The organism is Mycobacterium sp. SMC-17, assembly GCF_045310915.1.
Classification (GTDB): Bacteria; Actinomycetota; Actinomycetes; order Mycobacteriales; family Mycobacteriaceae; genus Mycobacterium.
The window spans coordinates 37,128-63,958 of record NZ_JBJIAK010000036.1 but is presented as its reverse complement, the minus strand read 5'-3'; the positions used below and the strand labels follow the sequence as shown (position 1 = coordinate 63,958).

The following is a 26,831-nucleotide window of genomic DNA, read 5'->3' as shown; positions in this document are numbered from 1 at the left end:
TAACTGGCAATCCAGGTGGTCCCATCACCCTGGCAAAAATCAGGTCACACTGGTCCCATCCTCATGGCAGGCGACACACCGACGTGATCGGCCTACACGAAGCAGTGCAACGCCTTGCCGCCCTGAGCTACACCCAGCCACACGGGCTCATGCCCCTACTAGCGGAGGTTCGCAACCGCCTCGCCGACCTCGCCAATTTGGATGAAGTGCCGCCTCCTAAAAGGGGCCCGCTGACCGCGACCCATTTCGAGCGGGAGGAGAGAAGGACATGGCGCTTGCACGAACTGAGCGCCGCGGATGTGAAGATCGAGATGGCACCCCTGCTCGCTCAGTGCGCACGTACAGCACCCGAACTACTCGAGCAGGCGCTCGATGGGCTATGGGCACTTCACCGCGAACTCGCACCTATGCCGGCCATGCACCCCGACGCCGCAACAAAAGCCCTAGAAACCCTAGCCGAACTCGGCAGGCTCCCCGACGAGACTGTGCCACAACGAATCATAGACCGCGTCAGAATTTGGCTCTCGACCTACGCACCGACTCCGAAGGCATATCCACTGTTCGCATTGAAGCCGCTCCTCACCAAACAAGGCGAGATCGCCGGCCAAACGGCGCCACGCGTTGTCAGCTTCAATACCTATCTGATCAATGCCGATTGGGCGCGCCCGACGCGAGACGCAATCCGCGAGGTCCTCCTGGAAAGCGCGACAACTGAACACGTCGGACTAGCCGCTGAGGCCGTGCGGATACTCAAGTCCGCATTGAGACCGCCTCAAGCCCTATACGGTTTCAACCCGACCGCGGAAGACCTCGAAGCATGGGACTCAGATGACCTAGCGACAGTCACCACCTTGGCAACAATTGCGGCCAAAGCCACCTCGCCTGTGATCCGCCGTCTGGTTCGCGAATCCGTATCTTGGCAAGCGCAGCATGCACGTTGCCTTCAAATCCGTTGTTTAGCAATCGAAATAGCAACGATTCTCGACAACCATGGCGACGAACTCGCAGACGCATTGATGGGCTCACATCACTTCGGCCTACCGAATCGGTATGGGTACACTGCACCGAGCATCGCAGATCTTGAAAGCGGTCTCGACGTGGGCACGTCACGGCCTGATGACGAGGACATCGTCGATTACATGGACCGTGAGCGCGATGCTTTGCTGGCTCGCTGCTGGGACAGCCTGTGGCGGGTCGGAGACATCAGCGACGTCCTAGATCGCCTTGAGTGCACGGCATTTGAAGTATTGCTGGCGGACAGCAGTCAGTCTCTGCCGTTCCTCTTTCTGGGAAAGTACCTCGCAAACAACTACACATACCAGTGTTCCGCAGTCGTTAAGGACATCGCCGCGCGGCCTCCCGGGCCTCTCGACGATCTTCTCGTCTACGCTCTAGCTGGCTGGAACGCATTCGACACGAACGAGTTTGGTAGCTGGCTGGACGACAGTCCACACCAACGCAACGCGGTCCGATCAGCAATCGGTGACGCGATCAACACAAACTCCTGGACCGACCTTGGCGGCCCTCATCTCGCCGCGTATTCCAGAGGTGTGCTAGACGCTGTTCCGGCAGTGCGCGCGAAGTTTCACGCCGGCGCGCATCGCTTGCTCGCACGAGACCCGGTAAGCACTGCGGAGTCTCTCATCGCGACAGGTATTGATCAGTCAACGTCAACACGCCTGATCGAGTGCGCCTGCACATTTGGTAGAGCGGACTGGATACAGGAGCTGGACGAATCCGACGTGGCGGCGATCCTCGCTCTCGCAAGGCGTTCAGACATCAGCGCCTACGGCGTGCAGGGTGCCCTCGCACGCATCGCGCGAGGCTTCCCACGTGAAGTACTGACTTTCCTACTGTCCTGTTACCGCGAAGATCGCGCAGCCATAGTGGACCTGTGCGGCGACTATCCACAAGCGTTCAGCGGGCAGGCCGAAGCAGTGGTGAGCTGGGTATTCGATCAAATAGCCTGCGAGACAGATGGGATCGGCGATGTTCTAAAGACTGCGGTGGGCGAAACGCTATACAACGAAGTTGGGGAAGCGCTCGCTGTGGAGATCGAACATTGCGACATCGACGAGATCCGGGGCGTCCTTGAGGTATTCGAACCGCTTGACTACTGGCCTCTTTACGCTCCATTGCTGGCGGACAAGTTGATCACTCGGACAAGGGAAGTCGATTCCTCTCATGTCGCGGACGTTCTGGCGGCGACCCGCACTTCGTGTGAAATGCGGCTGATTAGTTGGGTGAACGGCCGTTCCGAAGAGCTCGAGCTTCTGTTCGACCTCGCGACGAAGCTTTCGAATGCAGAATTCTTGGACACCGAATTACGCGCCATCTACAGGTTCTCCGCTGACGAGTTTCGCCGAGAGATCGCAGAAATCGCGGCCCGCTATAACAACGACTACGACTAACAGGACAGATGCCTGAGACTATCGGGGCGTCGTCGTTGTGCGATACCAGTGCAGCATCCCGAACGCTAGGCGCCACGGCAGTCGGCCGCAGGCCGAGCATCTTTGCCGATCCTCCCCAGCTGCATTCTCAGCGCCAACAACGCCCGATTGAAGCGACGATGACGGGTTATTCCCTGACGACTCTCCAGGAAACGCTCACCTCCTTGTCGGCTCCGGTTGAAAAGTGAGCAGGTCGTTCCGGAGCAGGCTGCTCAGGATTCAACCGGAGCCGGCGCAGCTCCCGCGACGCTGGTGACCACTCAGCGGCCGCGCGCCGGTTGCGCCGCGGTCGATCCCGACGACGACGGCAGCGTGGACGGACGATCGATGATCGTCGACGACGAGCCACCGACCCGGTATCGCGCGCCGCGGTGCTCCTGCGGCAGCCGGTCGCCGTTGCCGAGCAGCTTGTGCCGCAACGACCCCGGCTGATAGTCCGCCTGGTAGGCACCCCGTTCGGTCAGCACCGGAACCACGTGCTCGATCACGTCGGCGAAGGAACCGGGGGTGATGGCGTAGGCGAGGTTGAAACCGTCGACGTCGGTCTCGGCGACCCACTCCTGCAAGGTGTCGGCCACCGTGGCGCCCGAGCCGACGATCCGTGGACCCATGCCGCCGATCTCGCCCCACTCGGCGATGTCGCGGACCGTCCACTCCCGGCCATCGGGGTCGGCCGACTGGAACGCCTTGACGGCGGACAGGATGGCATTCGAGTCGACGTTGCCGATCGGCTCGTCCAACCCGTACCGGGCCAGGTCCACACCCATCCACCCGGACATGAACACCAGCGCGCCTTCCGGGTCGCCGTAGGAGAGCAACTCGCGGTGTTTGGCGTGCGCTTCGTCGTCGGTGGCCGCGGTGATCACCGTCGACAGATTGAAGATCTTGGCCGAGTACGGATCCCGGCCGGCCAGTTCCAGCTCCCGGCGAATCGTCGAAACCGTCTCGGCCAGAATGGCTTTGGTCGGCGCCGCGGTGAAGATGGCCTCGGCGTTCTCGGCGGCGAACCGGACCCCGCGCGGGGATGAGCCGGCCTGGTAGATCACCGGGGTCCGCTGCGGCGACGGCTCGGCGAGGTGCACACCCGGCACGCTGAAATGCGTTCCGGAGTGCCCGATGTGGTGCACCTTGTCCGGGTCGGTGAAGACCCCGCGCTCGCGGTCGCGGACCACCGCGTCGTCCTCCCAGGAGCCCTCCCACAGCTTGTAGAGCACCTCGAGATATTCGTCGGCGTGGTCGTAACGGGCGTCGTGGGCCGGCTGGTCGGTCTGCCCCATGTTGCGTGCCGCCGCGGGCAGATACCCGGTGACCACATTCCAGCCGATGCGGCCCTTGGTCAGGTGATCGAGGGTCGATATCCGGCGAGCGAAGGGATACGGGTGCTCGAACCCGGTGCCGGTGGTGATGCCGAAGCCCAGATGCTCGGTGACCAACGCCATCGCCGATACCAACAGCAGCGGGTCGCCCACCGGGATCTGCGCGGCCTGCCGGATGGCGGCCTCGTCGCTGGCTCCGTAGACGTCGTAGGTACCGAGCACATCGGCGATGAACAGGCCGTCAAACCTGCCGCGCTCCAACAACTTCGCCAGTTCGGTCCAGTACTCCAGGTCCTTGTAGCGCCAGGACTGATCCTCTGGATGCCGCCACAGTCCGGGCGACTGATGAGCGACACAGTTCATGTCGAAAGCGTTGAAGCGAATTTGTCGGGTCACTACTCCACCGTGCCCACATCTCGCGCATCAGACACCGATTGCACTCAGCACGAACATTTTTCGCGGCGCCGGCCGGGGTGGCGAGCTGTGTCAACGCAAGCTGTACCCGCCGTCGGGATAGATCGTGGACCCCGTCGTCGCGCCGTTGAGGAACAGATGAACGACGGCGGCCGCGACCTCGTCCTCCCGCGCCAGTTTCCCGGTGGTCGAGGCCTCGACGAAATGGGCGAACGCCGCGTCCCGGACGGCCTGCGGCCGCTGATTCCACAAGTTGCCGTCCACGGTGCCGGGCGAGATCGCGTTCACCCGTACCGGCGCGAGTTCAACGGCCAGCCCGCGGGCCAGTCCCTCGATGGCGGCGTTGGCCGCGACGTAGGCGGGCGCCGCCCCGGCCGGCCGCACACTGGCCGCCCCGGCCATCAGGACGACGGACGCATCGGCGGTCAGCACCGGCAGCGCGGCCTTGACGACGCGGTACTGACCCCAGAACTTCGAGTCGAACGGCGACGCGGCGTCGGTCAGTGAGAGTTCGCGCATCGATCCGGTGACGTAGGTGGCCGCGGTGGTGAAGAGGGCATCGACGGCGTCGAACCGGGCGAACAGGGCGTCTATGGTGCGCTCGTCGGCGGTGTCGACGACCTGCCATGTCGCCGCCGGGCCCAGATCGGCGGCGGCCTTCTCGAGCACACCGGCACGGCGCCCGCCCAGCACCACCGCACCCCCGCCGGACACCACCAATCTGGCGACCGCGAGACCGATTCCGGTGCCGCCGCCGATGAGGACGACCGTCCGATCCGCGAATGCGTCGGCGGCAAGGAAACTCTTCATGGCTCCGACACAATCGTCCGCGCCCGGCGCCGTCAATCGATTGGATCAGTTTGACTCGCTTGGCATGGTTTCGCGATGTGACGGAACCTGTTGCCGCTCAGGGTTGTACGTCAGATGCCGTCGACGTAATCGCCCGTGCAGATGTTGTAGTGCCCCGCCGGGTTGAACGACTCTCCGTAACCGGGGAAGTACCACTTCGCCGCCTGGTACATCAGCTGGCCGTCGCAGTAGCCGAGGTTGTAGGCCACGATCGTCGCCGATTCCTTGACCGACTGCGAGACACTGACGACGCCCGGCGGCATGCCGTACGACGTGCCCGTCCCTGTAGCGCGTTCGCCGCCCCAGGACGACCACGTGATGCCCCAGATATCGCCCGTCGGGTCGCCGCCGTTGAAGACCCGGGCGGGCTGCACCGTGCCGTAGCCGCGCGCACTCGGGTTCCAGGCACGGCCGAGCGTCGGTTGTGGGTCGGCCCGGACAGCGGGCGTGCCGGCCGTCGAGCAAGCGGCCACGGCCATGGTGGTCGCGATGGCGGTCACAGCGATCACGGCCAGCCTCGTCATCGTCGTGGCCTGCCTCTGCTCAGTTGGGTGGGTCATGGTGGTGCCGTTCGGGATTCGCGGTTGTCGTGGTCACGCCCAAGGCTGCGGCCGATGCCTTGGTGATTTCTTGGTGCGCAAGCGCTACCTCCGATCCGCTGCTGTGTGACGAGAGTCTCCGACGTCGCCGTGACGTAGGCCTTGCGGTACCTGCGTACCAATTTAGGCTTGCCTTACCTAATTTAAGGGAGTGCTGAATGCGTGACGTCCGCGTGGCGGTGATCGGGGCAGGTCCGGCCGGAATCTATGCGTCCGACATCTTGGTCGACGAATACCCGCAGGCCAGGGTCGATCTGTTCGATCGCCTGCCGGCCCCGTACGGGCTGGTCCGGTACGGCGTGGCACCCGATCATCCCCGGATCAAGGAGATCATCAAGGCGCTGCGGCGAGTCCTCTCGCGCGACGAGATCCGCTTCATCGGCAACGTGCACTATGGCACCGATCTGAAACTGTCCGATCTGCGTCGCCACTACGACGCCGTTATCTTCGCCACCGGGGCACGCGCGGACCGCCCGCTGGACATCCCCGGCATCGAACTGCCCGGCAGCTACGGCGCCGCCGACTTCGTGTCCTGGTACGACGGCCACCCCGACGTGCCACGAACCTGGCCGCTGGAGGCCAAGAGCGTTGCGGTGCTCGGCGCGGGCAACGTGGCACTCGACATCGCCCGGATGCTGGCCAAGCCCGCCGATGAGCAGTTGAGCACCGAGATCGCCGGCAATGTGTACCAAGGTCTTTCCCTGAATCAAGCCACCGACGTGCATGTGTTCGCCCGGCGCGGTCCGGCCCAGATCAAGTTCTCGCCGATGGAATTCCGCGAGCTGTCGCACTCCCCCAGCGTCGACGTGATCGTGCACCCGGAGGGCTTCGAGATCGACGAGGCCAGCCAGCAGGCCATCAACACCAGCAAGTCCACCAAGCTCGTCGTCAACACCATGATGCGTTACCTCGACGTCGAGCCCACCGGCGCCCCGCACCGCATCCACATTCACCTGTGCCAATCCCCCGTCGCCGTGCTCGGCACCGACCGCGTCGAAGGACTGCGGACCGAACGCACCGAACTGATCGGCGACGGAACCGCCCGGGGCACCGGCGAATTCACCGATTGGCCGGTGCAGGCGGTCTACCGCGCCGTCGGCTATCTCTCGTCACACCTGGCCGATCTACCGTTCGACCACCACGCCGGTGTGGTCCCCCACGACGCCGGGCGGGTCCTGGACCTCGATGGCGAACTGATCGAGGGCACCTACGTCACCGGCTGGATCAAGCGCGGGCCGATCGGACTCATCGGACACACCAAATCCGATGCGTCCGAGACGATCACCAGCCTGTTGGCCGACCTGCCGGGACTGCGCGCACCGGAGATCGGCGAGCCCGATGCCATCCTGGAACACCTGGCCGGCAGCGGCATCGACTACACGACGTGGGCGGAATGGGAACGCCTCGACGCCCACGAGATGGCCCTCGGCGCGCAGCAGGGCCGCGAGCGGGTCAAGGTTGTGCCCCGCGCCGACATGATCAGCGCCGGACGGCGGTAGGCGGCCGGCTTCGGACCCTTCCTGCCGCGGGGGTCGCTAGCCTCACGTCATGCCAACTGTGGGGCGATACGCCAAGGGTGAGGCCAAGCGCGCGGAGATCAAGGCCGTCGCGCTCGCGGTGCTGGAACGCGACGGTGAGGCCGGTGCGTCGATGCGGGTGATCGCCAATGAGGCGAACATCAGCCTGGCGGGCCTGATGCACTACTTCCCCACCCGTGACGTTCTCCTGACCGAGTTGCATCGCGACGCCGATGCGAAATTCGAAGAGCGGTACCGCAATTCGGACGTCGACATCGACCCGGGCGAGGCCATGGCACAGGCGATGGTGGACAAGGCCGCCAAGCCCGGATCGGGAACGGTCTATCTGTCCCTGGCTGCGGCCGCCGCCGTCGACCCGTCTCATCCGGCCGCGGATTACCTGCGCCAACGATACGAGAGCATGCGCGCAACCATCAGCGACTACGTCCGCCGCCGGCAGGCGGCCGGCACGGTCCCCGCCCACGTCGACGCCGAGTTCGCCGCCACCGCGCTGATCGCGGCAGCGGACGGGATTCAGATCCAGTGGATGTCCGATCGATCGATCGACATGGGCGCACACGTGCGCGCGGTGTGGGGCGCATTACTGTCCTGACCAAAACAGTGCAGTGTATGGTTTTTGGTATGAAGTGGAACCGGGTTGTCGTGGCGTCAGCCGTTGCCCTCTCCCTGGGCCTGTCCGCCTGCGGCGCGAAGCAGGACGCAAAGCAGGAGCGGACGGACACCAGTTCGTCGTGGAATCGCAACTTCTACTGGGGCACCGCGACCGCCGGCTACCAGGTGGAAGGCGACGCTCCCGACAGCAACTGGCGCCGCTACGTCGACCGCACGGCGGGCAAGCCCGTCCCGCCCGGCGCCGACGCCTTGAGCGCAGCTCCGGTGGAGCCCTACAAGCAGGCCGACGACTTCCGGCACCGCTACAAGGAGGACATCGCCAACGCGCATGCCATGGGCGTCAACACTTTTCGCTTCGGCGTCGAATGGGCGCGGGTGATGCCGCAGCCCGGCGTGTGGGACGAGAAGGAACTCGCCTACTACGACGACGTGGTCGCGACGCTGCTCGCCAACGGCATGACGCCGATGATCACGCTGATGCACTGGGTCTACCCCGGCTGGATCGCGGACCGCGGCGGCTTCCTCAACAACGTCGCCGCGTTCGACGACTTCGCCACGGCGATCACCAAACGCTACGCGGGGCAGGGCGTGCTGTGGGTGAGCATCAACGAGCCACTGGCCTTCGGCGCGATGGAACTGCGCACCGGCGCCATCAAACCCGACCAATTCGGCACGTTCCTCGACCGCGTCGCGGACGCGCACCGCGCCGTCTACCGCGCCGCCCACGACGCCGACCCCAAGGCCAAGGTCACCACCAACGAGGCCTACATTCCGCCGGAAGTGTTGGCGCAGTTCAGCGGATTCGGCGTCACGGGCATCGAGGGCTCGTTCTTCGACCGCGTCCGGGACAGCCTCGACTACCTCGGCTTCGACTACTACACCGGTACGGCCGCGGACAATCCCGCGTCGGCGCAGAGCATGGCGGCGCGGTGGAACATCAAATTGCAGCCCGAGGACATCTACTACGTGGCGCGTCACTACGCCCAGCGGTATCCCGGCCTGCCCATCTATGTCGTCGAGAACGGCATGGTCACCGACAACGCGAAACCGCGCACCGACGGCGTGACGCGATCGCAGTACCTCAGCGACACCGTGTTCTGGCTGCAGCGCGCCAAGGCCGACGGCATCCCGATCATCGGCTACAACTACTGGTCGCTGGTCGACAACTACGAGTGGGGCAGCTACCGTCCTCGCTTCGGCCTGTATTCGGTTGACGCACTGGGCGATCCGGCGCTGCGTCGCGTACCGACCGACGCCGTCCAGACCTACACGCAGATCACCCGCGCCGGCGGCACGCCGCCGGCTTACCGGCCCGTGATCCCCGCGGCGAAGTGCTCGACGACCGTCGGCAAGGACAGCTGCGCCCCGCTCGACGTGAACGGCCCGACGGTCGCGTTGCGCTGAGTTCGGTCCCAACACGCGGGCCGAATTCCTCGCAATGCGCCCGAGATCGCCGGGTTTCCAGCAGGATCAGCAGTATGAAACTGACTGCAATGCTCGCGCTCGCCGGGTTCGCCTCGCTCACGATCGCCATCCCCAACGCGACCGCAGCGCCGTGTACCGCCAGCGGACTGGCCAGCACCGCGGGCTCGGTCCTGGCCCAGGCCGGGAGCTACCTCGACGCCCACCCGGGCGCCAACGAAGCCCTGACCAACGCGAGCTCGTCGGGCGACGCGGAAGGCGCCGTCCGGGCGTACTTCACCGCTCATCCCGGCGAGTTCTTCGACCTGAAGAACATCGCGCGGCCCCTGACGACGCTGCGCGGTCAGTGCGGTGGCATGTCGGTCTCACCGGCACAGATGTCGGCGCTGTTCGACGCGCTGTCGTCGTGAGCCGCGGCGGCCCGGCACGTCAGCGCCAGTAGCCCTGATGTGCCTGTGCCGCTTCGTCTTCCAATAGTGGCCCGATGACGGTGATGGGCCGGTAGCCGTGCAGCAGGATGTCGTGGCACGGTAGTGCGTAGCCCGCGTTCTTCGGGTCGCCGCCGCTGAATTGGAGCAGCCGGGTGTTGGACATGCCGTACACCACCCGCCCGACGCCACTCCAGAAGGTGCCGCCCGCACACATCGTGCACGGCTCGGTGCTGGCGTACAGTGTCGCCGACCGCATGCCGTCGTCGCCGAGCGCCCGCCAGGCAGTGCGGACGGTGACCATCTCGGCATGGTCGGTCGGATCACCACCGTCGACGCGCCGAGGACCAGCCCGGCGCCGCGCAGCACGGTCCGCCTGTTCGGGTTCGGCATGGCTACTTGGTGCCGAAGATGCGGTCGCCGGCGTCGCCGAGGCCCGGCACGATGTAGCCGTGCTCGTCGAGTTCGCGGTCCAGCGCCGCGGCGTAGATCGGGACCTCGGGGTGGGCCGCTTGCATCGCCGCGACGCCTTCCGGACAGGTCAGCAGACAGACGAACTTGATGGAGCGCGGCCGATACTCCTTGAGGCGGTCGATCGCGGCCACCGCGGAGTTGCCGGTGGCGAGCATCGGATCGCACACCACGATGTCGCGCTCGTGCAACTCACTCGGCATCTTGAAGTAATACTCCACGGCAACATGGGTTTTCGGGTCACGGTACAAACCGATGTGGCCGATCCGCGCGCCGGGAACGACGCTGAGCATGCCGTCCAGAATGCCGCTGCCCGCACGCAGGATCGAGGCGAAGACGAGCTTCTTACCGTCGATGACCATGCCGGTGGTGGATTCCAGCGGCGTCTCGATCTCGATCTCGTGCATGGGGATGTCGCGCAGCACCTCGTAGGTCATCAGCGCGGAAATCTCGTTCAACAGCGCGCGAAAGCCCTTGGTGGACACATCCTTCTGCCGCATCAGTGTCAGCTTGTGCTGAACCAGCGGATGGTCGACGAGATGCAGATTACCCATGGCGCCCTCCTAGAAAACCGTGCCGTCACTGCTGATGGACAGCGGCGGGTTCCCGGCCCGCAACTGCTGCGCGAGGGTGCGCCCGGCTGCCCAGGTGCCGCCTTCGAGGACGCAGGCCAGCGGCAGCGTCGCGGAGTCGAGGCCGAGCGCGCTGCGTACCAGCGGCGCAAGCTCGTCCAGCAGCGCGACGGTCAGTGCGCGCCACTCGACGACCAATTCGTCGGCCACCGACCAGGTTCGGTCCGCGGCTGCCGGATCCCGCAGGCGCAGCACCCCGGTATCGAGCAGCAGGCCGCCGTTGCGGTATTCGGGCAGGCCGGTGAGCGCATCCAGCCCGGTGACCGGCACGCCGGCCCACTCGAACGGCTCCAGCAGCGAGTAGGTCAGCCACTGCGACAGCTTGTGGAACGGCATCCACCCGCGCGACAAGCCGATTCCCGGCACCGCCGGGTGCGGCCAGCAGTCACCGAGCGGGATATCCCCAATGTCGTTGTCGGCCAGCCAGACCCCGGACAGGGTGTCCAGGAGCCGCACCAGGATGTCGTGCGCGTGGACTTCCGGGCCGGCCAGCACGTCGAACAGGCCGCCGGGACGCCCCTGCGGGCCGAAGACCTCAGGACGAACCTCGAGCGCGGCACCGAGCCGCCGCAGCAGCTGCACCCGGCCGCTGAGCCCGACCAGCGGATTGTCCGGCGCGGCCTGAAATGCCCGGCCGAGGGCGGCGTCGTCGATGGCGCGCAGTGCCGCGGCGTCGACCTGCCAGGGCTGAGCCGGGTCACTGGAGAACAGCCCGTCGGCGAAGGCGTGCCAACTGGCCACCCCGAGTCCCTCGGACCGCGTGAAGCGTTGCCCGGTAATCGGTTCCGCATAGGCCCAGTCGGGACCGGCGCCGGCGTCGAGCAGCACGCTGACCACGGCCAGGTCGATCATCGCGCGGGCCCGGGCGGTGGGTTCCAACCCGGCCAGCTTGGCGCGCAGGTCGGCGGTGCGGTCGATGCCGCCGGCCTCGAAATGGCGCCAGCGGCTGTGATACGGGATCGCCAGATCGGGATAGCGCGTGCGGGTGACGCCGCCGACGAGGTCGGCGGCCGGCGTCAGCGCGACATCGTCGACCACGAACCAACGTGATTCCCCCGCGCGTGCCCGCTGCAGCAGGAACTCGGCGCGTTCGCGGATGGCCGCGGTACTGCGCAGAATGCCGACCGCGACGGCGCTGTCGGTGCCAGTGCCGGTGCCGATCGTCATGACGTGAGTCCGCGGCCCTTGGCGATCTTGAGTTCGTCGGCGTCGGGCACCGGTCCGGGGGTGAAGTAACCGGCGGCCGTCTTGGCATCGATCTCGACGCGGGCATCGGCCGGGATCAGGTCGTCCGGGATGTTCACGCGTTCGACGACCTCGATTCCCGAGCCGGTAATGGCGTCGTACTTCATGTTGCTCATCGAGACCAGCCGATGGATCGTGCGGATGCCCAGCCAGTGCAGCACGTCGGGCATGAGTTCCTGGAAACGCATATCCTGAACGCCGGCAACGCATTCCGTGCGGGCGAAGTACTGGTCTGCGGTGTCGCCACCGACCTGCCGCTTACGCGCGTTGTACACCAGGAACTTGGTGACCTCACCCAGCGCGCGACCTTCCTTGCGGGAGTAGGCCACGAGCCCCACCCCACCGCGCTGCGCACCCTGGATGCACTCTTCGATCGCGTGCGTGAGATAAGGCCGGCAGGTACAGATGTCGGAGCCGAACACATCCGATCCGTTGCACTCGTCGTGGACACGGGCGGTCAACTCCACGCTGGGGTCGGCGAGGTCGCGGGCCTGGCCGAAGATGTAGAGGGTCTGCCCGCCGATGGGCGGCAGGAAGACCTCGAGGTCGCCGCGTGTGACGAGCTCGGGATACATGCCGCCGGTCTCCTCGAACAGCACGCGGCGCAGTTCCGTTTCGCTGCAACCGAATCGGGCCGCGACCCCGGGCAGGAACCAGACCGGCTCGATGGCCGCCTTGGTCACCAGCGCGGCGCCGTTGTCCAGCAGCACCCGGCCGTCGGGGCGGAGCCGGCCCTTGACGATCGCCTCGGCGACCTCAGGCAGGATCACGTGGGCCTTGGTGATGGCGATGGTCGGCCGGATGTCGTAGCCGCTCGCCAGTTCGGCGGTGAAGGCGTCCGCGACCATGGCGCCCCAGGGGTCCAGACTCACGATCGCGCCGGGATCGGACCATTGGGGGTACGGGCCGATCACGTCGGTGGGTGCGGTGTTGGTCAGATCGGCGCGGTGCGCGGGCGACAGCGCCCCCGCCGCGACCGCCAATGCCCGGTAGACGCTGTAAGACCCGCTGTGGGTGCCGATCACGTTGCGGTGTGCGCGCGTGGTCGTGGTCCCGATCACCGGGCCGCGCTCGGCGGCGGTCGCGGCGCCCCAGTGGATCGGCAGGGCGTCGGCGGCGCCGCTGTGGGACGTCAACCTGATGTGACGGGCAGCGTTGCGTGGCGGGACAGCAGAGGGTGGACCTGATGCTGCGTCTGAATCCAAGACCATCGACATCGCTCCTTCCCGGCAAGCTCCAGTCAACCATCAACTGCCCGGCCATGGAGGCCGAGCTTGCAGCTGTATCCCCTGGCTGGGTGTCAGGTGTTAGGCCGCGCTGGGGACCGTTGATTGGGCCCAGATAGTTGGCGCTCGGTGCGCGATGTTGTCCGCACCGAGGATGTCCGCGTGCTCCGCAGTGAAATTGCAGTTCCGGCAGACGAATCGGGCCTGGCTGGTCCGGTTACGTTTGTCGGTGTGGCCGCACGCGGTGCAACGCTGGCTGGTGTAAGCCGGATCTACAGCGATCATCGGCACACCCGCTCGGGCTGCTTTGTAGGTGAGAAACGCTCCCAGTTGAGCGAACGCCCAACTGGAATGAGTGGCGCGTTGGGGCTTGCGGAGCCGTACCCGTTCACGAATCCCAGTCAATTCCTCGACTGCGATACCGCGTCCGGTGCGTTCAGCCTCGGCCACGATCCTCTTGGAAATCTGGTGGTTCACGTCAGCGGCGTACCGCGCCTCACGGCGGGAGTGCTTGCGCAGCAACCGTTTCGCCGACTTGGTCTTCTTGGCTTGTAATTTGTGGCGCAGCTCGCGGTTCCGGGTACGGCGGTCTTTCACACTGCCCCGCCCAGCCGCGCCGTCCGGGGCTCCAGCGCCGTAGGTACTCATCAACTCCTCGGCCAAGGAGCGGTCGCTGGTGACCGCGATATTCTCAATCCCCAGATCAACCCCGATCCACCCTGCGGGGGTGGTCAGACGCTCCCCGGACCGCACCTCCGGTTCCGGAACCTCGACGGTGGCGATCAGATAGGCGCGCAACGGCGCGCGTCCACGGCGCTGGCGGCGGATCACCAGATCAGTTTCCCCGCTGCGATATTCGCGCAGCAGGGCGATTTGAGCGGCATCGCCAACAAACCGCAGATTCTTCAGCCGGCCGTCCACCGTCCAGATCGACACAGCACCACCGGTATCGGTGTCATGGCACCACGACAGGCACCGGTCATCGAACGGCTGCGCAGCCAGCTCCCGGAATCGGATCGGTGCCGCTTCAACCTTCTTTCTGCGGGTGCTTCCGGGTTTGCCGTACCGGCCGGCGCGCAGGTTCGCCCGCAGCGAGGCATAGGAGTCGGCGACCTTGCGGATGCAAGATTGGGCGACCTGCGCCCCCAACCCGGCATGCTCCCGGGCCTGCGCATAGGTGATAGCCCGCAAATCCCTGCCCCGGAAAACGTTCGCCCCGTGGGCGACCCGGGAAACCAAGTTCGCGGTGTCGTTGCACGCGGCCAGAGTGCGCACCAGCGCGTCGAGCTGAGAGGCATCCGCCTCCAGCCGAACCTGCACCACAAGCTTCACAACCCGCAACCTAACACTCGGGTCCGACAACGCATGGCTCGATCCGACTCGTAATTTCACCTCGATGGGAGCCAGATCCCAATGTACGTATGGGTTTGGCAGGCCGTCTACCGCACGCAGCCAGCCAGCTGAAACGGCCGGGCGTGCAGCGGTACCGCCGGACCGCCTGGCCCAGCGGGCAGATCAGTAGACGTCGCGGACGTAGCGCTTGTCGGCGATCAGCTCACGTTTGTAGTCGTGTGCTGCCGACTCGGACATGCCGCCGTGGGTCTTGATGATGTTGGTGAGCGTCACGTCGACGTCCTTGGCCATGCGCGCGGCGTCGCCGCACACGTAGAAGTGGGCGCCGTCCTCGAGCCAGCGCCACAGAATCTCGCCGTGCTCGCGCATCCGGTGCTGCACGTACACCCGGCGCGCCTGATCCCGCGAGAACGCGGTGTCCAGCCGGGTCAGCAGACCGTCAGCGGCGAAGGCCTCCAATTCGTCTTGGTAGTAATAGTTTTCGGCCCGGTGCTGGTCGCCGAAGAACAGCCAGTTGCGGCCGGTGTGCCCCAGTGCCCGGCGCTCGTGCAGGAAGCCGCGGAACGGCGCGATGCCGGTGCCGGGCCCGACCATGATCATCGGGGTCAGCGCATCCTCGGGCGGCCGGAAATGCGGCGCCGACTGCAGGAACACCGGCACCGTCTCCGCCCGGTCCGCGAGGTAGGTGGACGCGACGCCGTGCCGGATGCCGCCACGGGCACCCTCGTATCGAACCACCGACACCGTCAGTTGCACCTCGTCGGGGCTCACCAACGGGCTGGACGAGATCGAGTACGAGCGTGGCGCCAGGCGCACCAACGCATCTCGCCACTCCTCGGGTTCGGCGCGGACTTTGAACTCTTCGATGAGGTCCAGGCCGGTGCGGCCGTCCAGCCAGTGATCACGCTCTTCCCGGGGCGCCCGCAGAATCTTGGCGCGGCTGCGTTCGGCCACGAAGTTGATCAGGGTCGGCGACACCTTGCAGATGTCGTACGACGTGGTCAGGGCCTCGCGAAGAGCGGTTTCGCCGCCGTCGATCTCGATGACCTCGTCACCCGAGAGCCCGGTCGCCGCCAGCCAAGCCGAGACGGTCTCCGGGCAGTTGGCCACCACCACGCCCAGCGCGTCGCCGACGCCGTAGCTGACGTCGTGCCCGGACAGGTCGAAGCCGATCTGGCGGACTTCCTTCGCCCCACCCTTGGTCAGCAGGGTGTTGCGGCACAATGGGACCGGTAGCGGGTTGTTGCGGGTGAACGGCTTGGCAGGTGCCGCGGGTTTGGCGGGTGCGGCGGGTTTTGCGGGCGCTGTCGGCGCCAGCGGGGCCGCCGCGGCCAGCTCGACGACAGCGTCGGACCAGTGTGCAAGGGGCTCGTCGTCGTACGCCTCACAGTCGGCGCGGTCGAGCAGCGCCGTGGCCCCGAGTTCAGCGAAACGGCTGTCCAGGGCTTTGGCGTAGCCACAGAAGTTCTCGTACGCCCGGTCGCCGATTCCGAGTACCGAGTACCGCACCCCGGAAAGGTCCGGCGCGTCGGGGGCGCTCAGGCGGGCCCAGAAGTCGGCGCCGTTGTCGGGTGGCCCGCCGTCCCCGAAAGTGCTTGTCACGACCAGGACTTCGCTCGCGGCAGCGACGTCGTCCAGCGCGGTGTCGTCCAGCGCCTGCAGCCGGGACCCGGCGATCTTGGCGGCCAGTCCGGCGGCGAACTCCTCCGCGGTGCCGGTCTGCGACGCCCACAAGACCAACGGCCCCGGGGGCTCCGGCTGTACAGCGTCGGTGACAACCGGACCCGAGACACTGTGCGCACCGGCCAGCGCCCCGTCGACCCACAGTCGCACCACGGAGCGCACGGGCGCCGCTGCCGGCAGGACGGGGACCCCGGTGGTGTGCTCGATGCCACTGAAAAAGCCTGACAGGTAAATCTTTTCGGTGTCGTTGAGTGCGGGCGGACCGGCCAGACCGAGTGCGGCGGCCAGCGGATGGGTGCCGGCACCCGTGGGTGCGGCGAGCGGCGCGACGACAGGCTCGGCCACGACCGGCGCCAACCGCACCGCGCACACCTTGAATTCGGGCTGCAGTGAGTCGGGGTCCACCGCATCGTTGGTGACGGCGTTGATCGTGAGCCGGTCACCCTGCTGGTCGTTCCAGTGGAACGGCGCGAAGCAGTTCCCCGGCCGCACGCGGTCGGTCAGGACGGCCGGCAGGACCGCCGTGCCGCGGCGCGACGAAACTTCGACGGATGCGCCGTCGACAATCCCGAGGTCGGTCGCGTCGGCGGGATGGATCTCGATGAACGGCTTCCCGGTGAGCTTGTTGAGCTTCTCGACCCTGCCGGTCTTGGTCATGGTGTGCCACTGGTGTTGCAGCCGACCGGTGTTCAGCACCAACGGAAACTCGTCGTCGGGCAGTTCCCTGGCGTCCAGGTGCGGGCGGGCGTGGAACACCGCCCGGCGCGAGGGTGTCGGGAACGCCAGTCGCGGCCGGTGCCCGTCCGCGCCGACGAACAGGTCCTGGCTCACGCCGTCGTTGAGATAGCGGATCGGGTTGCGGTCGCCGCTGTCCGGCGGGCACGGCCACTGCAGTGGGGTCTCGCGCAGCCGCTCGTAGGTGACACCGCTGAGGTCGTATCCCGTCCGCCGGTTGGTGAACTGGCGGATTTCGGCGAATACGTCTTCGCTGGACTTATAGTCGAATTCGTCGCCGAAGCCCATGTGCCGGGCGACATTGCAGATCAGCTCCCAGTCGGGCCGCGCGTCACCGACGGCGGGGATGCTCTGCTGCAGCAGGGTCAGGTTACGTTCGGAGTTGATCATGACGCCGTCGGCTTCGGCCCACAGCGTCGCGGGCAGCACGATGTCGGCGTAGGCGTTGGTCGCGGTGTCCTGGTAGGTGTCCTGCGTGATGACCAGCTCGGCGGCCTGCAACCCGTCGATGACGGTCTGCCGATTGGCCACGGACGCAACGGGATTGGTGCAGATGATCCAGACGGCCTTGATGTCACCGGTGCCCAGCTGCCGGAACATCTCGATCGTGCCGGGGCCGACGTCGGTGCGGATGGTGCCGGGCTCCAGCTCCCACTGCTCTTCGACGAAGGCCCGGTCGTCGGCCGACGTCACCGCACGCTGCCCGGGCAGACCCGGTCCCATGTAACCCATTTCGCGGCCGCCCATGGCGTTGGGCTGCCCCGTCAGGGACATCGGGCCGCTGCCGGTGCGGCAGATGGCGCCGGTGGCCAGGTGCAGGTTGCAGATGGCGTTGGTGTTCCAGGTGCCGTGCGTGCTCTGGTTCAGGCCCATGGTCCAGCACGACATCCACTCCCCTGCCTCGGCGATCATCTGGGCGGCGCGCCAGATGTCGGCTTCGGGGATTCCGGTGATCGCGGCGACCTGCGCCGGCGGATAGTCGGCGAGGAACGCGGGCATGGTCTCCCAGCCCTCGGTGTGCTCGGCGATGAATTCGTGGTCTATGGCACCGTTTTCGACCAGCAGGTGCAGCAGGCCGTTGAGCAGCGCCAGGTCGGTACCGGGTTTGATCTGCAGGAACAGATCGGCCTTGTCGGCGGTGGCGTTGCGGCGCGGGTCGACGACGATCAGCTTGGCGCCCTTGGCAATCCGGTCGGCCATGCGCAGGAACAGGATCGGGTGGCAGTCGGCCATGTTGGCGCCGATCACGAAAAACAGGTCGGCCGAATCGAAATCGGCGTACGACCCGGGTGGGCCGTCGGCGCCGAGCGACTGCTTGAAACCGGTACCTGCGCTCGCCATGCACAGCCGGGAGTTGGATTCGATGTGCACGGTGCGGATGAAGCCCTTGGCCAGTTTGTTCGCCAGGTACTGGGCCTCGAGGGTCATCTGGCCCGAAACGTACAGCGCCACAGCGTCGGGGCCGTGTTCGTCGATGATGGCGCGCAGCCGGCGGCCGGCTTCGGCGGTGGCGTCGTCGGTGGTGACGCTGACCATCTCGCCGTTGCGCCGCACCTGCGCGGTGGTGAGCCGGCCCTCGTCGGCATGCATCAGGTCGGCGTGCGTGGCGCCCTTGGTGCACAACCGCCCGAAGTTGGTGGGGTGCAGGCGGTCCCCGGACACGCGTGCGATGACGGGCAGCCCGGTGCCGGCGTCGGCCCGCGTCTCGACCGAAATGCCGCAACCGACACCGCAGTAGGAGCACGCGGTACGCGTGGTGTGTGCTCCCGGGGCGGTCATGACTCAGTTGTACGGGCCGCCGATGCCGCAACCGTTGCGCGACCATGTACTGCACATCAACCCGAGCTCACCTGGCCGTCCGGGCATGGTGCGCAACATGTTTCACGCCGGAATCACGATGGAAACCTGCCGGAAATCTGTGAGCTGCGTTACGCGCTGTCGGGCGACCAGCCCGGGCCACGGAACGTGTGTCCGAAGCGCTGCTTCCACGTCTTGGTCGCGCGCACATCTTGCCAGATCGCGGTGTATTCGTGGGTGGCAACCCGCAGCGGGTTGAACGTCTTGATGTTCTTGGTCAGACCGTAGACCACACGCTCGCCCTCAGGGCGGAAACTGCCGAACAGCCGGTCCCAGATGATCAGGATGCCACCGTAGTTGGTGTCCAGGTACTGGTCATTGGAACCGTGGTGCACGCGGTGATGCGACGGCGTGTTCATCACGAATTCGATGGGCCGCCACAGCTTTCCGACCCGCTCGGTGTGGATGAAGAACTGGTACAGCAGACTGACCGACTGCTGCAGCAGGATCATCCACGGCGCGAAGCCGAGAAATGCCAACGGCAACCAGAACGGCAGCGCCGTGAACGGCGTCCACGTCTGCCGCAGTGCGGTCGACAGGTTGTAGTGCTCGCTGGAGTGGTGCACGACGTGGCTGGCCCAGAACAGCCGGATCGTGTGGTGCGTCCGGTGATACCAGTAGTAGACGAAGTCGTCGGCGACGAACAGCGCGATCCAGGTCAGCGGATTGTCGGCGGGCAGATGTACCGGCGCCACCAGGTACGCCGCGCTCAGCGCCGCCAGGACCACCAGCTTCCAGCCGATGTTGATGATGACGTTGCCGATGCCCATCGTGAGACTCGTTCGGGAATCCCGGAATTCGTATCCGACCTCGTCGTCGTCCGGCAGGAAGCGGAAGGACAGCGCCTCGAGCACCAGACAGAGCACGAACACCGGCACGGCATGCAAGATCAGATCGAACATGGGCAATGACTCCTACTGCTGAGCGGAAAGGATTTCGACGACCCGGCCCAGCAGGTCGTCGGCCACGCGGTGAGCGGCGTCGGCGTCGCGCGCAACGAGGTGCCCGGCCAGCGTGATGTGGGCGTCGCGGTCGGCCAGTTCGGCGGACGTACCGAGGTCGGCGATCGAGCCGAAGCCGATGTCGGCGAACGCCGCGACCAGCGTGTTGAGCGCCAGCCGGTAGGCCAGGTTGCCGCTGCCGTCGACGATCGCGGTCCAGAACGTCAGGTCAGCGGCGATCGATTCGTCGGTGTGCTGCGCCGGGTAGGCCGCAGCGGCATCGGCGATGACCGCCAGCTGCTCGTCGGAGGCGTTCCTCGCGCACAGCCGGGCCGCGTCGGCTCCGACAGAGCGGCGCATCACCATGATGTCGCAGGCGATCTGCAGCGCCGGCACGGCGCCGGTGGCGGCGAGGGTGCTGAGAACGTCCAGGCCGGCCGTCTGCCGCCAGTCCTGGACCCTGGTCTTGCCGCCGTGACTGATCCGCACCAGCCGGGCCTGCTGTAGCCGTTTGAGTGCTTCCCGGATGGCGTGCCGGTTCACCGCGAAGGCCAGGGCCAGCTCGCGCTCGGACGGCAGTGCGTCGTCGACCGCGACGCGACCGGACAGGATCTCGTCGACGAGGTGCGCGAAGACCGAGTCACTGACCGCGGACCGCGTGACGGGTGCGATGTCCATGGGGTCAATGATCAGGGTCGCCGCGACTACTGGTCAACTGGTTGGACCAGTTATCTGGATCACAAACTTCCCTGCCCCGAACAACGAAATGCCCCGCGGGAAACTCCCGCGGGGCATTTCGGCCAACTGGCCAGAAGCCGGCTACGTTGCCGGAACGAAATCCCGGCCGACGTGCTCGCCCGTCGCCGCACGCAGGTGCGGCTGACGCAGGAACACGAACCAGGTGACGACACCACACACCACGTAGAAGGCGAGGAACACCCAGAATGCGGTGGTCGCGGAGTGCGCTGGCCCGGCGTAGGACGCCCGGAGCACGATGTTGACGAGCACGCCACCGAACGCGCCGACCGCACCGGCGAAGCCGATCAGTGCGCCGGACATGCTGCGCGACCACAGGGTCTTCTCCGCAGCACCCAACTCGTCCTTGCTCTGCGCCTTGGCTTCGAAGATCGACGGGATCATCTTGTAGGTCGACCCGTTGCCGAGGCCGGTCAGGATGAACAGCACCATGAAGGCCGTGATGTAGACAGCCATCTGCGCACCCGTCGCCGGACCCTTGGTGGCGTCGTCCCACATGCCGGCGCTGACCAGGACTGCGGTGATGGCCGTCATCGCCGTGAAGACGTACAGCGTGATCTTGCCGCCACCGATCTTGTCGGCGAGCTTGCCGCCGAACGGACGCGAGATCGAGCCCAGCAGCGGGCCCAGGAAGGCGATCCACGCGGTGTGGATGGAGGCGTCGAAGTTGGCCTTGGCCAGCTCCTTGGCGGCTTCCTTGGGCAGCTTGGCCACCGACGCGACGTGGTACTTCTCCAGCAGCGGCGCGACGTCCTGTGCGGTGAAGTTGATGTTCAGAATCTGGGTGAACGCGAAGCTGAACCCGATGAACGAACCGAACGTACCGATGTAGAGGAAGCACATCACCCACGAGTTGCGGAACTTCATGGCCTCGACCATCGCCGAGAGGTTCGACTTCTGGCCCTGGATGTTGTCCATGAACAACGCGGCACCGAGGGCCGCGGCGGCCAGCAAGACCAGATAGATGGCGCAGACCACCTCGGGACGACGGTTGCCGAGCGTGGCGATGGTGACCAGGCCGATGATCTGGATGACCGGCACACCGATGTTGCCGCCGCCGGCGTTCAGGCCCAGCGCCCAGCCCTTCAACCGCTGCGGGTAGAAGGCGTTGATGTTCGTCATCGACGACGCGAAGTTACCGCCACCGAAACCGGCGACCGCCGCGACGATCAGGAACGTCGTGTACGACGTACCCGGATGCATCATGAAGTACATGGTCAGCCCACACGGGATGGCCAGCATCAGGGCGCTGAAGATCGTGAAGTTACGGCCACCGAACCGGGCCGGTCCGATGGTGTAAGGGATGCGCATGAACGACCCGACCGCGATCGGGACGGCGCCGAGGACGAACTTGCCCAGGGCATCGATGCCGTAGACGGCCTGCGGCATGAACAGCACCATCACCGACCAGATGCTCCACACCGAGAAGCCGACATGCTCGGCGAAGATCGACCAGATCAAGTTCCGCTTGGCGATGTTCTTATTGCCCGCGTCCCACGCAGCAACATCCTCAGCATCCCAGTGCTCGATGTCGCGGTTTCGACTCAACAGACTCACAAAGCCTCCCAGGTAGGAAATTGGTTGGCTACATATGTACGGGCGCGCGATGCCGCGGCTGTTGCCCTTCGGTGTCAGCAAAGTCAATAGGCACTCACTTGGAGGGCCCTGTGGTTCGTGACCGCCATGATTCACAGCCGTCGTATCGACGCAACAAGCACGAAATAAGCGGGGCGCGAGAGTTCGGGCGGGCGCATGCGGCCGACGGCGGTGCCGATCAGGTGGTCGATGCCGGATGCGGGGCCGAGGAGTACGTGACTTCAGTCGTGGTGGCGATCCGCGGCGGTTGTTGAAGTCAGGGACGTCTGACGGCCAGAACTGGTACCTGGCTTCGCGCACAACACCTCACGTGCCTGGCGATTGAAGCCATGTACTTCTCCGGCCGGGTGGAGAAAAAGAGCACCGCCGCGACGGGGAGTCCGTCGCGGCGGTGGCATCAGTATGAAATTGAGAGCGCCGGGGGCTCAGGCCTTCTTGGCCTCGTCTTCGTCTGCCTTGGCTTCTTCGTCTGCCTCGGCTTCCTCGGCGCCCGCTTCCTCAGGCTCGTCGGTTTCCTCGGCAGCGTCAGCGGCCTCGGACTCCGCCGATTCCGTGTCGGTCGTGATGACGGTCGCCGCTTCGGTCTCGGGCTCGTCGGAATCAGAGCTTTCGGCCTCGGCCTCTTGGGGCTCGTCAGACGCCTCGTCTTCTGAAACCTTCTCGGCCACAACCGTTTCGGGCTCGTCGGCCGGGTAGTCCTCGACAGGCTCCGCGGCGGCTTCTTCCTCCGCCGCGGCTTCCTCGCCGGCCTCGGTGGCCAGCGCGTCGTCGACGTCGGGGGCGGACTCGGCCGCCGCACCGCCGCGCGAGCGTTCGCGCAGTGCGTCGACGATGAGCAGCAGCACCCCGATGACGCTGGCGCCGATACACACCCAGGCGATCAGCTCATTGCTCGTGACAATCGCGGTCACCAGCGCGGTCAGCCCGATGAGGGCAAGGACCAGGGCAATGATCAGCATTGGTCAGCCGTCAGCTGTTGCCCCGGTTGAACTGGCCGAAGCCAGCACCCTCGCCACCGGCCGCCGAATCCGCCGGAGCGGCAGAGCCGCGCTGGCCGAGCTCCTCGAGCTGGGACTCCAGGTAGGTCTTGAGACGGGTGCGGTACTCGCGCTCGAACGTGCGCAGCTGCTCGAGGCGGCCTTCCAGCACCGTGCGCTGCTGGTTGATGTTGCCCATGATCTCGGTGTGCTTGCGCTCGGCGTCGGCCTGCAGGGCGTCGGCCTTGTCCTGGGCCTGACGCAGCTGGGCCTCCGAACGGGTCTGCGCGTCCGCCAGCATGGCCTCGGCGCGCGCCTTGGCGTCGGCGACCGTGGTCTCGGCAGTGCGCTTGGCGTCGCTGACCAGGGCATCGGCCTGCGCCCGGGCGTCGGCGAGGGTCTTGTCGGCCTCGGCCTTGGCCGAACTGGTGAGACGGTCGGCGGTGTCCTGGGCCAGGCTCAGCACCTTGGCCGCGCGGACGTGGTGGTCCTCGCCGACCGGCGCGGCGACAGGAGCGGCCGCCGGCGCGGGCGCCGCGACGGGCTCGGGCTCCGGCGCAGGCGGGGTGAAGACCGGAGCCGCCACCGGCTGGCCGGTGCGGGCGGACTGGAGCTCGGCGTCGAGCTCGGCGACCCGCTGCCGCAGATCGCTGTTCTCTTCGATCAGCCGAGTCAGCTCGGTCTCGACGAGATCGAGGAATGCATCGACCTCATCCTCGTTATAACCGCGCTTGCCAATCGGCGGCTTGCTGAATGCGACGTTGTGGACGTCAGCCGGAGTTAGCGGCATCTTCTGCCCCCTTGCAGTCTGGACCGTCAATCGGTGTCAAAGTGTAGAGCGATCAAAGTGTAGAGCGATCGTGGAGTAACTGGCGTCCATCCTGTCACAGCAGACCCGTCGGTTGCAGGCGAGGTCCGGAATTAAGAACGAATTTCAATGTTTCATTGGAATTCGGCAACGCGGCCCGACGCGCGGCGCGAATTGACCAAAACGAAAGAAGCGCATTAATTACATAAATGTAATTAATGCGCTTCTGCAGGTCAGGGGAACGTCGCGCTCAGGCCCCCACCTGATCGAACGACAGCCGCATGCCGATGAACACCACCATGAGCAGCACCACGATGGACAGGTCGACCCGGACCGGCCCGATGGTCAGCGGAGGGATCAAGCGCCGCAACAGCTTCACCGGAGGATCGGTCACCGTCATGATCGCCTCGAGGATCACCACGGTCAGTCCCCTCGGCTGCCAGTCCCGGCTGAATCCGCGGATGAACTCCACCACCACGCGGGCGATCAACAGCAGCCAGAAGACGAACAGCGCAAAACCCAGAATGTCGAAGAACAGGGTCAATGCAACAGACCTCACTAGCGCGGGAAAAGCGCCGACTGCTGTCGGCGCTTGGGAGCGAGCCTACCTAACGCAGACCCCTCCGGCCGGGGGCCGAAGGGGTCTTGCGTGAAGCTGCGCAGGTGTTACTGGTAGCTGTAGAAGCCCGCCTCGGCGATGCGGCGACGCTCCTCGGCGCTGACGTCGACGTCGGCCGGCGACAGCAGGAACACCTTGGTGGCGACCTTGTCGAACGAGCCGCGCAGCGCGAAGGCCAGGCCGGCGGCGAAGTCGACGAGGCGCTTGGCGTCGGCGTTGTCCATCGACACCAGGTCCATGATCACCGGGGTGCCGTCACGGAAGCGCTCACCGATGGTGCGGGCCTCGCTGTAATCCTTGGGACGCAGGGTCGTGATCTTGGCGAGGGCGCTGCCGGCCTCGAACAGCTCGGCCATGCGGCGGGGCTCCATGGCGACGGCACCACGGGTGGCACCACGCAGGGTGTTGAAGCGCGGACGCTCGAACTCGCGCGGGCCGCGCGCCGGCATCTCGTCGTAGCCACCGCGGTAACCCATTGGGGCACTTTCGTATTCGCGGCCCATGCGGTCGTCGTAGCCGCGCGGCTCACCACGGCCGTAGTCGTCGTCCTCGAAACGCTCGTCGCGGGGGCGGCGCGGCGCCTGGTAGGCGCGCGATGGACGGTCTTCGTCGTCGTAGTACTCGTCGTCGTAGTCGTCCATCGGCGCCATACCGAAGTAGGCCTTGACCTTGTGCAGTGTGCTCATCGGATGCCCCTAGCTAAGAATGTGGTGTCTGGTGACTGTGATGTAAGTGTGACTGGAGTGACTACTCATGGTGACGTTAGAGGACGCGGTCCCATTAACGCGGTACCGACACGCACACACGTTGACCCGTGTCGCACCGCGATTTCCAGGTCGTTGGACATGCCCGCGGAGAGCCCCAGCCGGTGGGGGTATTGCGTTTGGACCCTGAGCAATTCAGCCTCCAGCCGCGCAAACTCCGCCTCGGCGTCGCTGGTCAGCGGCGGGATCGCCATCAGGCCCGCCAAACCCAGGCCCGGGGCCGCGTGCGCGGCCGCGCACAGATCGTCCACCAGATCGGGCCGGTCCACCGGGACGCCGCCGCGCGCCGGATCGCCGTCCAGACTGACCTGGATGTAGACCTGCAGGGGCTCGGACCTGCGGCCTTGGTCCAGCGCCTCGACCGCGCCGCGGGACAACGCCGCGATCAACGGCCCGGTATCGACCGAATGCGCCACCGCCGCCCAGCGCGCCACGGCCCGCGCCTTGTTGCGTTGAATTCGGCCGATCATGTGCCATCGAATTGCATTGTTCGACTCTATGTTCGATGACGCATCCAACAATTCGCCCGGCGCTGTGATCAATTTCTTGTCCGACAAGACGCCCGACACCTCATCGACTTTGCCTGAGGCTTCCTGCTCCCGGGATTCACCGAATGCCCGGCAGCCCAATCCGAACAGCGCAACAACATCACTCGCCGGAAAGAATTTGGTCACCGGAAGAAATTCGATGTCGGCCCGATCCCGGCCGGCGGCTGCCGCGGCAGCGTCGATCCGCTCCTGAATCCGGGCCAGCGACGCGGCCAGTTCGGCCTCGCGCGGCGTGCTGGTCATTCCATCCACACCACCGACGCCAGCCGCCCGGTCGGGGCGCCACGTCGGTGGCTGAAGAGATTCGGATCGTCGACCGTGCAGCGCGGGTCGATGTCGATGGCCTCGATACCCAAGCCGGCCAACTGCTTGGCGATGCCGGCCCGCAGGTCCAGACCCACCGTGCCGCGGGCGGTCGTGGTGATGCTGCCCGGCAGCACCGCCTCGACGTCGTCGGCCATCTCGTAGGGCACCTCATAATTGCGGCCGCTGACCGCCGGACCGAGCAGCACCGAGATGTCCTGCACCTGCGCACCGAGTTTCTGCATCGCCTCGACCGTGCGCAGCACCACGCCCTTCTGCGCGCCGACCCGTCCGGCATGCACGGCGCCCACCACACCGGCGCGCGCATCACCCAACAGGACCGGCACACAGTCGGCCGTGATCACCGCGAGCGGAAGCCGCGGTGTCGCGGTGACCAGGGCGTCGGTGTTGTCGTAGGCTCCCCCGGCTCCAGTTCCAGGGCCCTCGACAACTTCGACATGGTCACCGTGCACCTGGTTCATCCACACCAGCGGGCCGTGCCCGATGGCCTCGGCCAGCCGAGTCCGGTTGGCCGCCACGGCCTTTGGATCGTCGCCGACGTGGTCACCCAGGTTGAACGTGTCGAACGGGGCCTTCGAGACCCCGCCCGCACGCGTCGTAGTCACTCTGCGGATACGGAACGTCACGATGACAAATTTATCCGGCGTATCCGCGCCACTCGGTCACCG

General features: G+C 66.2%; 21 protein-coding genes and 2 pseudogenes. 5 read left to right on the top strand and 18 right to left on the bottom strand.

What is annotated here, in order from left to right; all coding sequences use genetic code 11:
• The first annotated feature begins 275 nt into the window (after positions 1-275).
• Positions 276-2,411: a hypothetical protein gene (locus ACJH7A_RS21110; protein WP_406802650.1), complete on the top strand. Its 2,136-nt coding sequence runs from the start codon at positions 276-278 to the stop codon at positions 2,409-2,411.
• A gap of 299 nt (positions 2,412-2,710) precedes the next feature.
• Here ACJH7A_RS21110 and ACJH7A_RS21105 read toward each other — a convergent pair whose 3' ends face one another.
• The 3 genes from ACJH7A_RS21105 to ACJH7A_RS21095 all read right to left on the bottom strand — a co-directional run bounded on the left by ACJH7A_RS21105 (position 2,711) and on the right by ACJH7A_RS21095 (position 5,538).
• Positions 2,711-4,162, bottom strand: a complete 1,452-nt coding sequence (locus ACJH7A_RS21105; protein WP_212812046.1) for an LLM class flavin-dependent oxidoreductase — start codon at positions 4,160-4,162, stop codon at positions 2,711-2,713.
• Positions 4,163-4,252: 90 nt separating this feature from the next.
• Positions 4,253-4,990, bottom strand: a complete 738-nt coding sequence (locus tag ACJH7A_RS21100) for an SDR family oxidoreductase (RefSeq protein WP_212812047.1) — start codon at positions 4,988-4,990, stop codon at positions 4,253-4,255.
• A 110-nt stretch (positions 4,991-5,100) separates the two neighbouring features.
• Positions 5,101-5,538 (bottom strand): hypothetical protein, encoded by a 438-nt coding sequence (locus ACJH7A_RS21095; RefSeq protein ID WP_213020309.1) that lies wholly within the window; start codon positions 5,536-5,538, stop codon positions 5,101-5,103.
• Between the two features lie 248 nt (positions 5,539-5,786).
• On the opposite strand from ACJH7A_RS21095, the gene ACJH7A_RS21090 reads away from it, so the two are divergent.
• The 4 genes from ACJH7A_RS21090 to ACJH7A_RS21075 all read left to right on the top strand — a co-directional run bounded on the left by ACJH7A_RS21090 (position 5,787) and on the right by ACJH7A_RS21075 (position 9,610).
• Positions 5,787-7,127 carry an FAD-dependent oxidoreductase gene (locus tag ACJH7A_RS21090; protein ID WP_212812049.1) on the top strand — a complete coding sequence of 447 codons (1,341 nt, stop codon included), beginning with the start codon at positions 5,787-5,789 and terminating at the stop codon, positions 7,125-7,127.
• A gap of 49 nt (positions 7,128-7,176) precedes the next feature.
• Entirely contained in the window at positions 7,177-7,758 is a 582-nt protein-coding gene (locus ACJH7A_RS21085) for a TetR/AcrR family transcriptional regulator (RefSeq protein WP_212812050.1), read from the top strand.
• Positions 7,759-7,787: 29 nt separating this feature from the next.
• The gene (locus tag ACJH7A_RS21080) at positions 7,788-9,182 is read left to right on the top strand and encodes a family 1 glycosylhydrolase (protein ID WP_212812051.1); all 1,395 of its coding nucleotides are present in this window, start codon (positions 7,788-7,790) and stop codon (positions 9,180-9,182) included.
• Positions 9,183-9,256: 74 nt separating this feature from the next.
• Positions 9,257-9,610 carry a heme-binding protein gene (locus ACJH7A_RS21075; protein WP_212812052.1) on the top strand — a complete coding sequence of 118 codons (354 nt, stop codon included), beginning with the start codon at positions 9,257-9,259 and terminating at the stop codon, positions 9,608-9,610.
• A gap of 19 nt (positions 9,611-9,629) precedes the next feature.
• On the opposite strand, the pseudogene ACJH7A_RS21070 reads toward ACJH7A_RS21075, so the two are convergent.
• From ACJH7A_RS21070 to pgeF, 15 genes and pseudogenes are all read right to left on the bottom strand, one after another.
• Positions 9,630-9,956: pseudogene (locus tag ACJH7A_RS21070) on the bottom strand (nucleoside deaminase); the annotation flags it as partial.
• Positions 9,957-10,023: 67 nt separating this feature from the next.
• Positions 10,024-10,653, bottom strand: coding sequence for a uracil phosphoribosyltransferase (gene upp / locus ACJH7A_RS21065; RefSeq protein WP_212812053.1), 630 nt, complete (start codon positions 10,651-10,653; stop codon positions 10,024-10,026).
• Between the two features lie 9 nt (positions 10,654-10,662).
• A complete protein-coding gene (locus tag ACJH7A_RS21060; RefSeq protein WP_212812054.1) occupies positions 10,663-11,898 on the bottom strand; it encodes a URC4/urg3 family protein in 1,236 nt (411 codons plus the stop codon).
• Complete coding sequence (locus tag ACJH7A_RS21055) at positions 11,895-13,187, bottom strand: GTP cyclohydrolase II (protein ID WP_212812055.1); 1,293 nt, start codon at positions 13,185-13,187, stop codon at positions 11,895-11,897. Before ACJH7A_RS21055 ends, ACJH7A_RS21060 begins: the two co-directional genes overlap by 4 nt.
• 96 nt (positions 13,188-13,283) lie before the next feature.
• On the bottom strand, positions 13,284-14,534 hold the full coding sequence (locus ACJH7A_RS21050) for an RNA-guided endonuclease InsQ/TnpB family protein (protein WP_406802649.1): 1,251 nt from the start codon (positions 14,532-14,534) through the stop codon (positions 13,284-13,286).
• Between the two features lie 183 nt (positions 14,535-14,717).
• Positions 14,718-18,752 (bottom strand): bifunctional nitrate reductase/sulfite reductase flavoprotein subunit alpha, encoded by a 4,035-nt coding sequence (locus ACJH7A_RS21045; protein ID WP_212812056.1) that lies wholly within the window; start codon positions 18,750-18,752, stop codon positions 14,718-14,720.
• A 149-nt stretch (positions 18,753-18,901) separates the two neighbouring features.
• Positions 18,902-19,732 carry a sterol desaturase family protein gene (locus ACJH7A_RS21040; protein ID WP_212812057.1) on the bottom strand — a complete coding sequence of 277 codons (831 nt, stop codon included), beginning with the start codon at positions 19,730-19,732 and terminating at the stop codon, positions 18,902-18,904.
• A 12-nt stretch (positions 19,733-19,744) separates the two neighbouring features.
• On the bottom strand, positions 19,745-20,449 hold the full coding sequence (locus tag ACJH7A_RS21035) for a FadR/GntR family transcriptional regulator (RefSeq protein ID WP_212812058.1): 705 nt from the start codon (positions 20,447-20,449) through the stop codon (positions 19,745-19,747).
• 141 nt (positions 20,450-20,590) lie between these two features.
• Positions 20,591-22,084 carry a NarK/NasA family nitrate transporter gene (locus ACJH7A_RS21030; protein WP_212812059.1) on the bottom strand — a complete coding sequence of 498 codons (1,494 nt, stop codon included), beginning with the start codon at positions 22,082-22,084 and terminating at the stop codon, positions 20,591-20,593.
• 608 nt (positions 22,085-22,692) lie between these two features.
• A pseudogene (locus ACJH7A_RS21025) lies at positions 22,693-23,082 on the bottom strand (hypothetical protein); the annotation flags it as partial.
• Positions 23,083-23,092: 10 nt separating this feature from the next.
• Entirely contained in the window at positions 23,093-23,890 is a 798-nt protein-coding gene (locus ACJH7A_RS21020; RefSeq protein WP_212812061.1) for a DivIVA domain-containing protein, read from the bottom strand.
• Between the two features lie 268 nt (positions 23,891-24,158).
• On the bottom strand, positions 24,159-24,452 hold the full coding sequence (locus tag ACJH7A_RS21015) for a YggT family protein (RefSeq protein WP_020103629.1): 294 nt from the start codon (positions 24,450-24,452) through the stop codon (positions 24,159-24,161).
• A gap of 122 nt (positions 24,453-24,574) precedes the next feature.
• Positions 24,575-25,213: a cell division protein SepF gene (locus ACJH7A_RS21010; protein WP_212812062.1), complete on the bottom strand. Its 639-nt coding sequence runs from the start codon at positions 25,211-25,213 to the stop codon at positions 24,575-24,577.
• A 65-nt stretch (positions 25,214-25,278) separates the two neighbouring features.
• Positions 25,279-26,082: a YggS family pyridoxal phosphate enzyme gene (locus ACJH7A_RS21005; protein ID WP_212812063.1), complete on the bottom strand. Its 804-nt coding sequence runs from the start codon at positions 26,080-26,082 to the stop codon at positions 25,279-25,281.
• On the bottom strand, positions 26,079-26,789 hold the full coding sequence (gene pgeF, locus ACJH7A_RS21000) for a peptidoglycan editing factor PgeF (protein ID WP_082371024.1): 711 nt from the start codon (positions 26,787-26,789) through the stop codon (positions 26,079-26,081). The genes ACJH7A_RS21005 and pgeF overlap by 4 nt, the downstream gene beginning before the upstream one ends.
• Positions 26,790-26,831 lie beyond the last annotated feature (42 nt).

Coding starts and splice junctions, on each gene's coding strand:
- ACJH7A_RS21010 (WP_212812062.1), bottom strand. CDS start 25,213: ATGAGCACACTGCACAAGGTCAAGGCCTACTTCGGTATGGCGCCGATG.
- ACJH7A_RS21080 (WP_212812051.1), top strand. CDS start 7,788: ATGAAGTGGAACCGGGTTGTCGTGGCGTCAGCCGTTGCCCTCTCCCTG.
- ACJH7A_RS21100 (WP_212812047.1), bottom strand. CDS start 4,990: ATGAAGAGTTTCCTTGCCGCCGACGCATTCGCGGATCGGACGGTCGTC.
- ACJH7A_RS21035 (WP_212812058.1), bottom strand. CDS start 20,449: ATGGACATCGCACCCGTCACGCGGTCCGCGGTCAGTGACTCGGTCTTC.
- ACJH7A_RS21040 (WP_212812057.1), bottom strand. CDS start 19,732: ATGTTCGATCTGATCTTGCATGCCGTGCCGGTGTTCGTGCTCTGTCTG.
- ACJH7A_RS21045 (WP_212812056.1), bottom strand. CDS start 18,752: ATGACCGCCCCGGGAGCACACACCACGCGTACCGCGTGCTCCTACTGC.
- ACJH7A_RS21055 (WP_212812055.1), bottom strand. CDS start 13,187: ATGGTCTTGGATTCAGACGCAGCATCAGGTCCACCCTCTGCTGTCCCG.
- ACJH7A_RS21090 (WP_212812049.1), top strand. CDS start 5,787: ATGCGTGACGTCCGCGTGGCGGTGATCGGGGCAGGTCCGGCCGGAATC.
- upp (WP_212812053.1), bottom strand. CDS start 10,653: ATGGGTAATCTGCATCTCGTCGACCATCCGCTGGTTCAGCACAAGCTG.
- ACJH7A_RS21060 (WP_212812054.1), bottom strand. CDS start 11,898: ATGACGATCGGCACCGGCACTGGCACCGACAGCGCCGTCGCGGTCGGC.
- ACJH7A_RS21005 (WP_212812063.1), bottom strand. CDS start 26,082: ATGACCAGCACGCCGCGCGAGGCCGAACTGGCCGCGTCGCTGGCCCGG.
- ACJH7A_RS21075 (WP_212812052.1), top strand. CDS start 9,257: ATGAAACTGACTGCAATGCTCGCGCTCGCCGGGTTCGCCTCGCTCACG.
- ACJH7A_RS21020 (WP_212812061.1), bottom strand. CDS start 23,890: ATGCCGCTAACTCCGGCTGACGTCCACAACGTCGCATTCAGCAAGCCG.
- ACJH7A_RS21085 (WP_212812050.1), top strand. CDS start 7,177: ATGCCAACTGTGGGGCGATACGCCAAGGGTGAGGCCAAGCGCGCGGAG.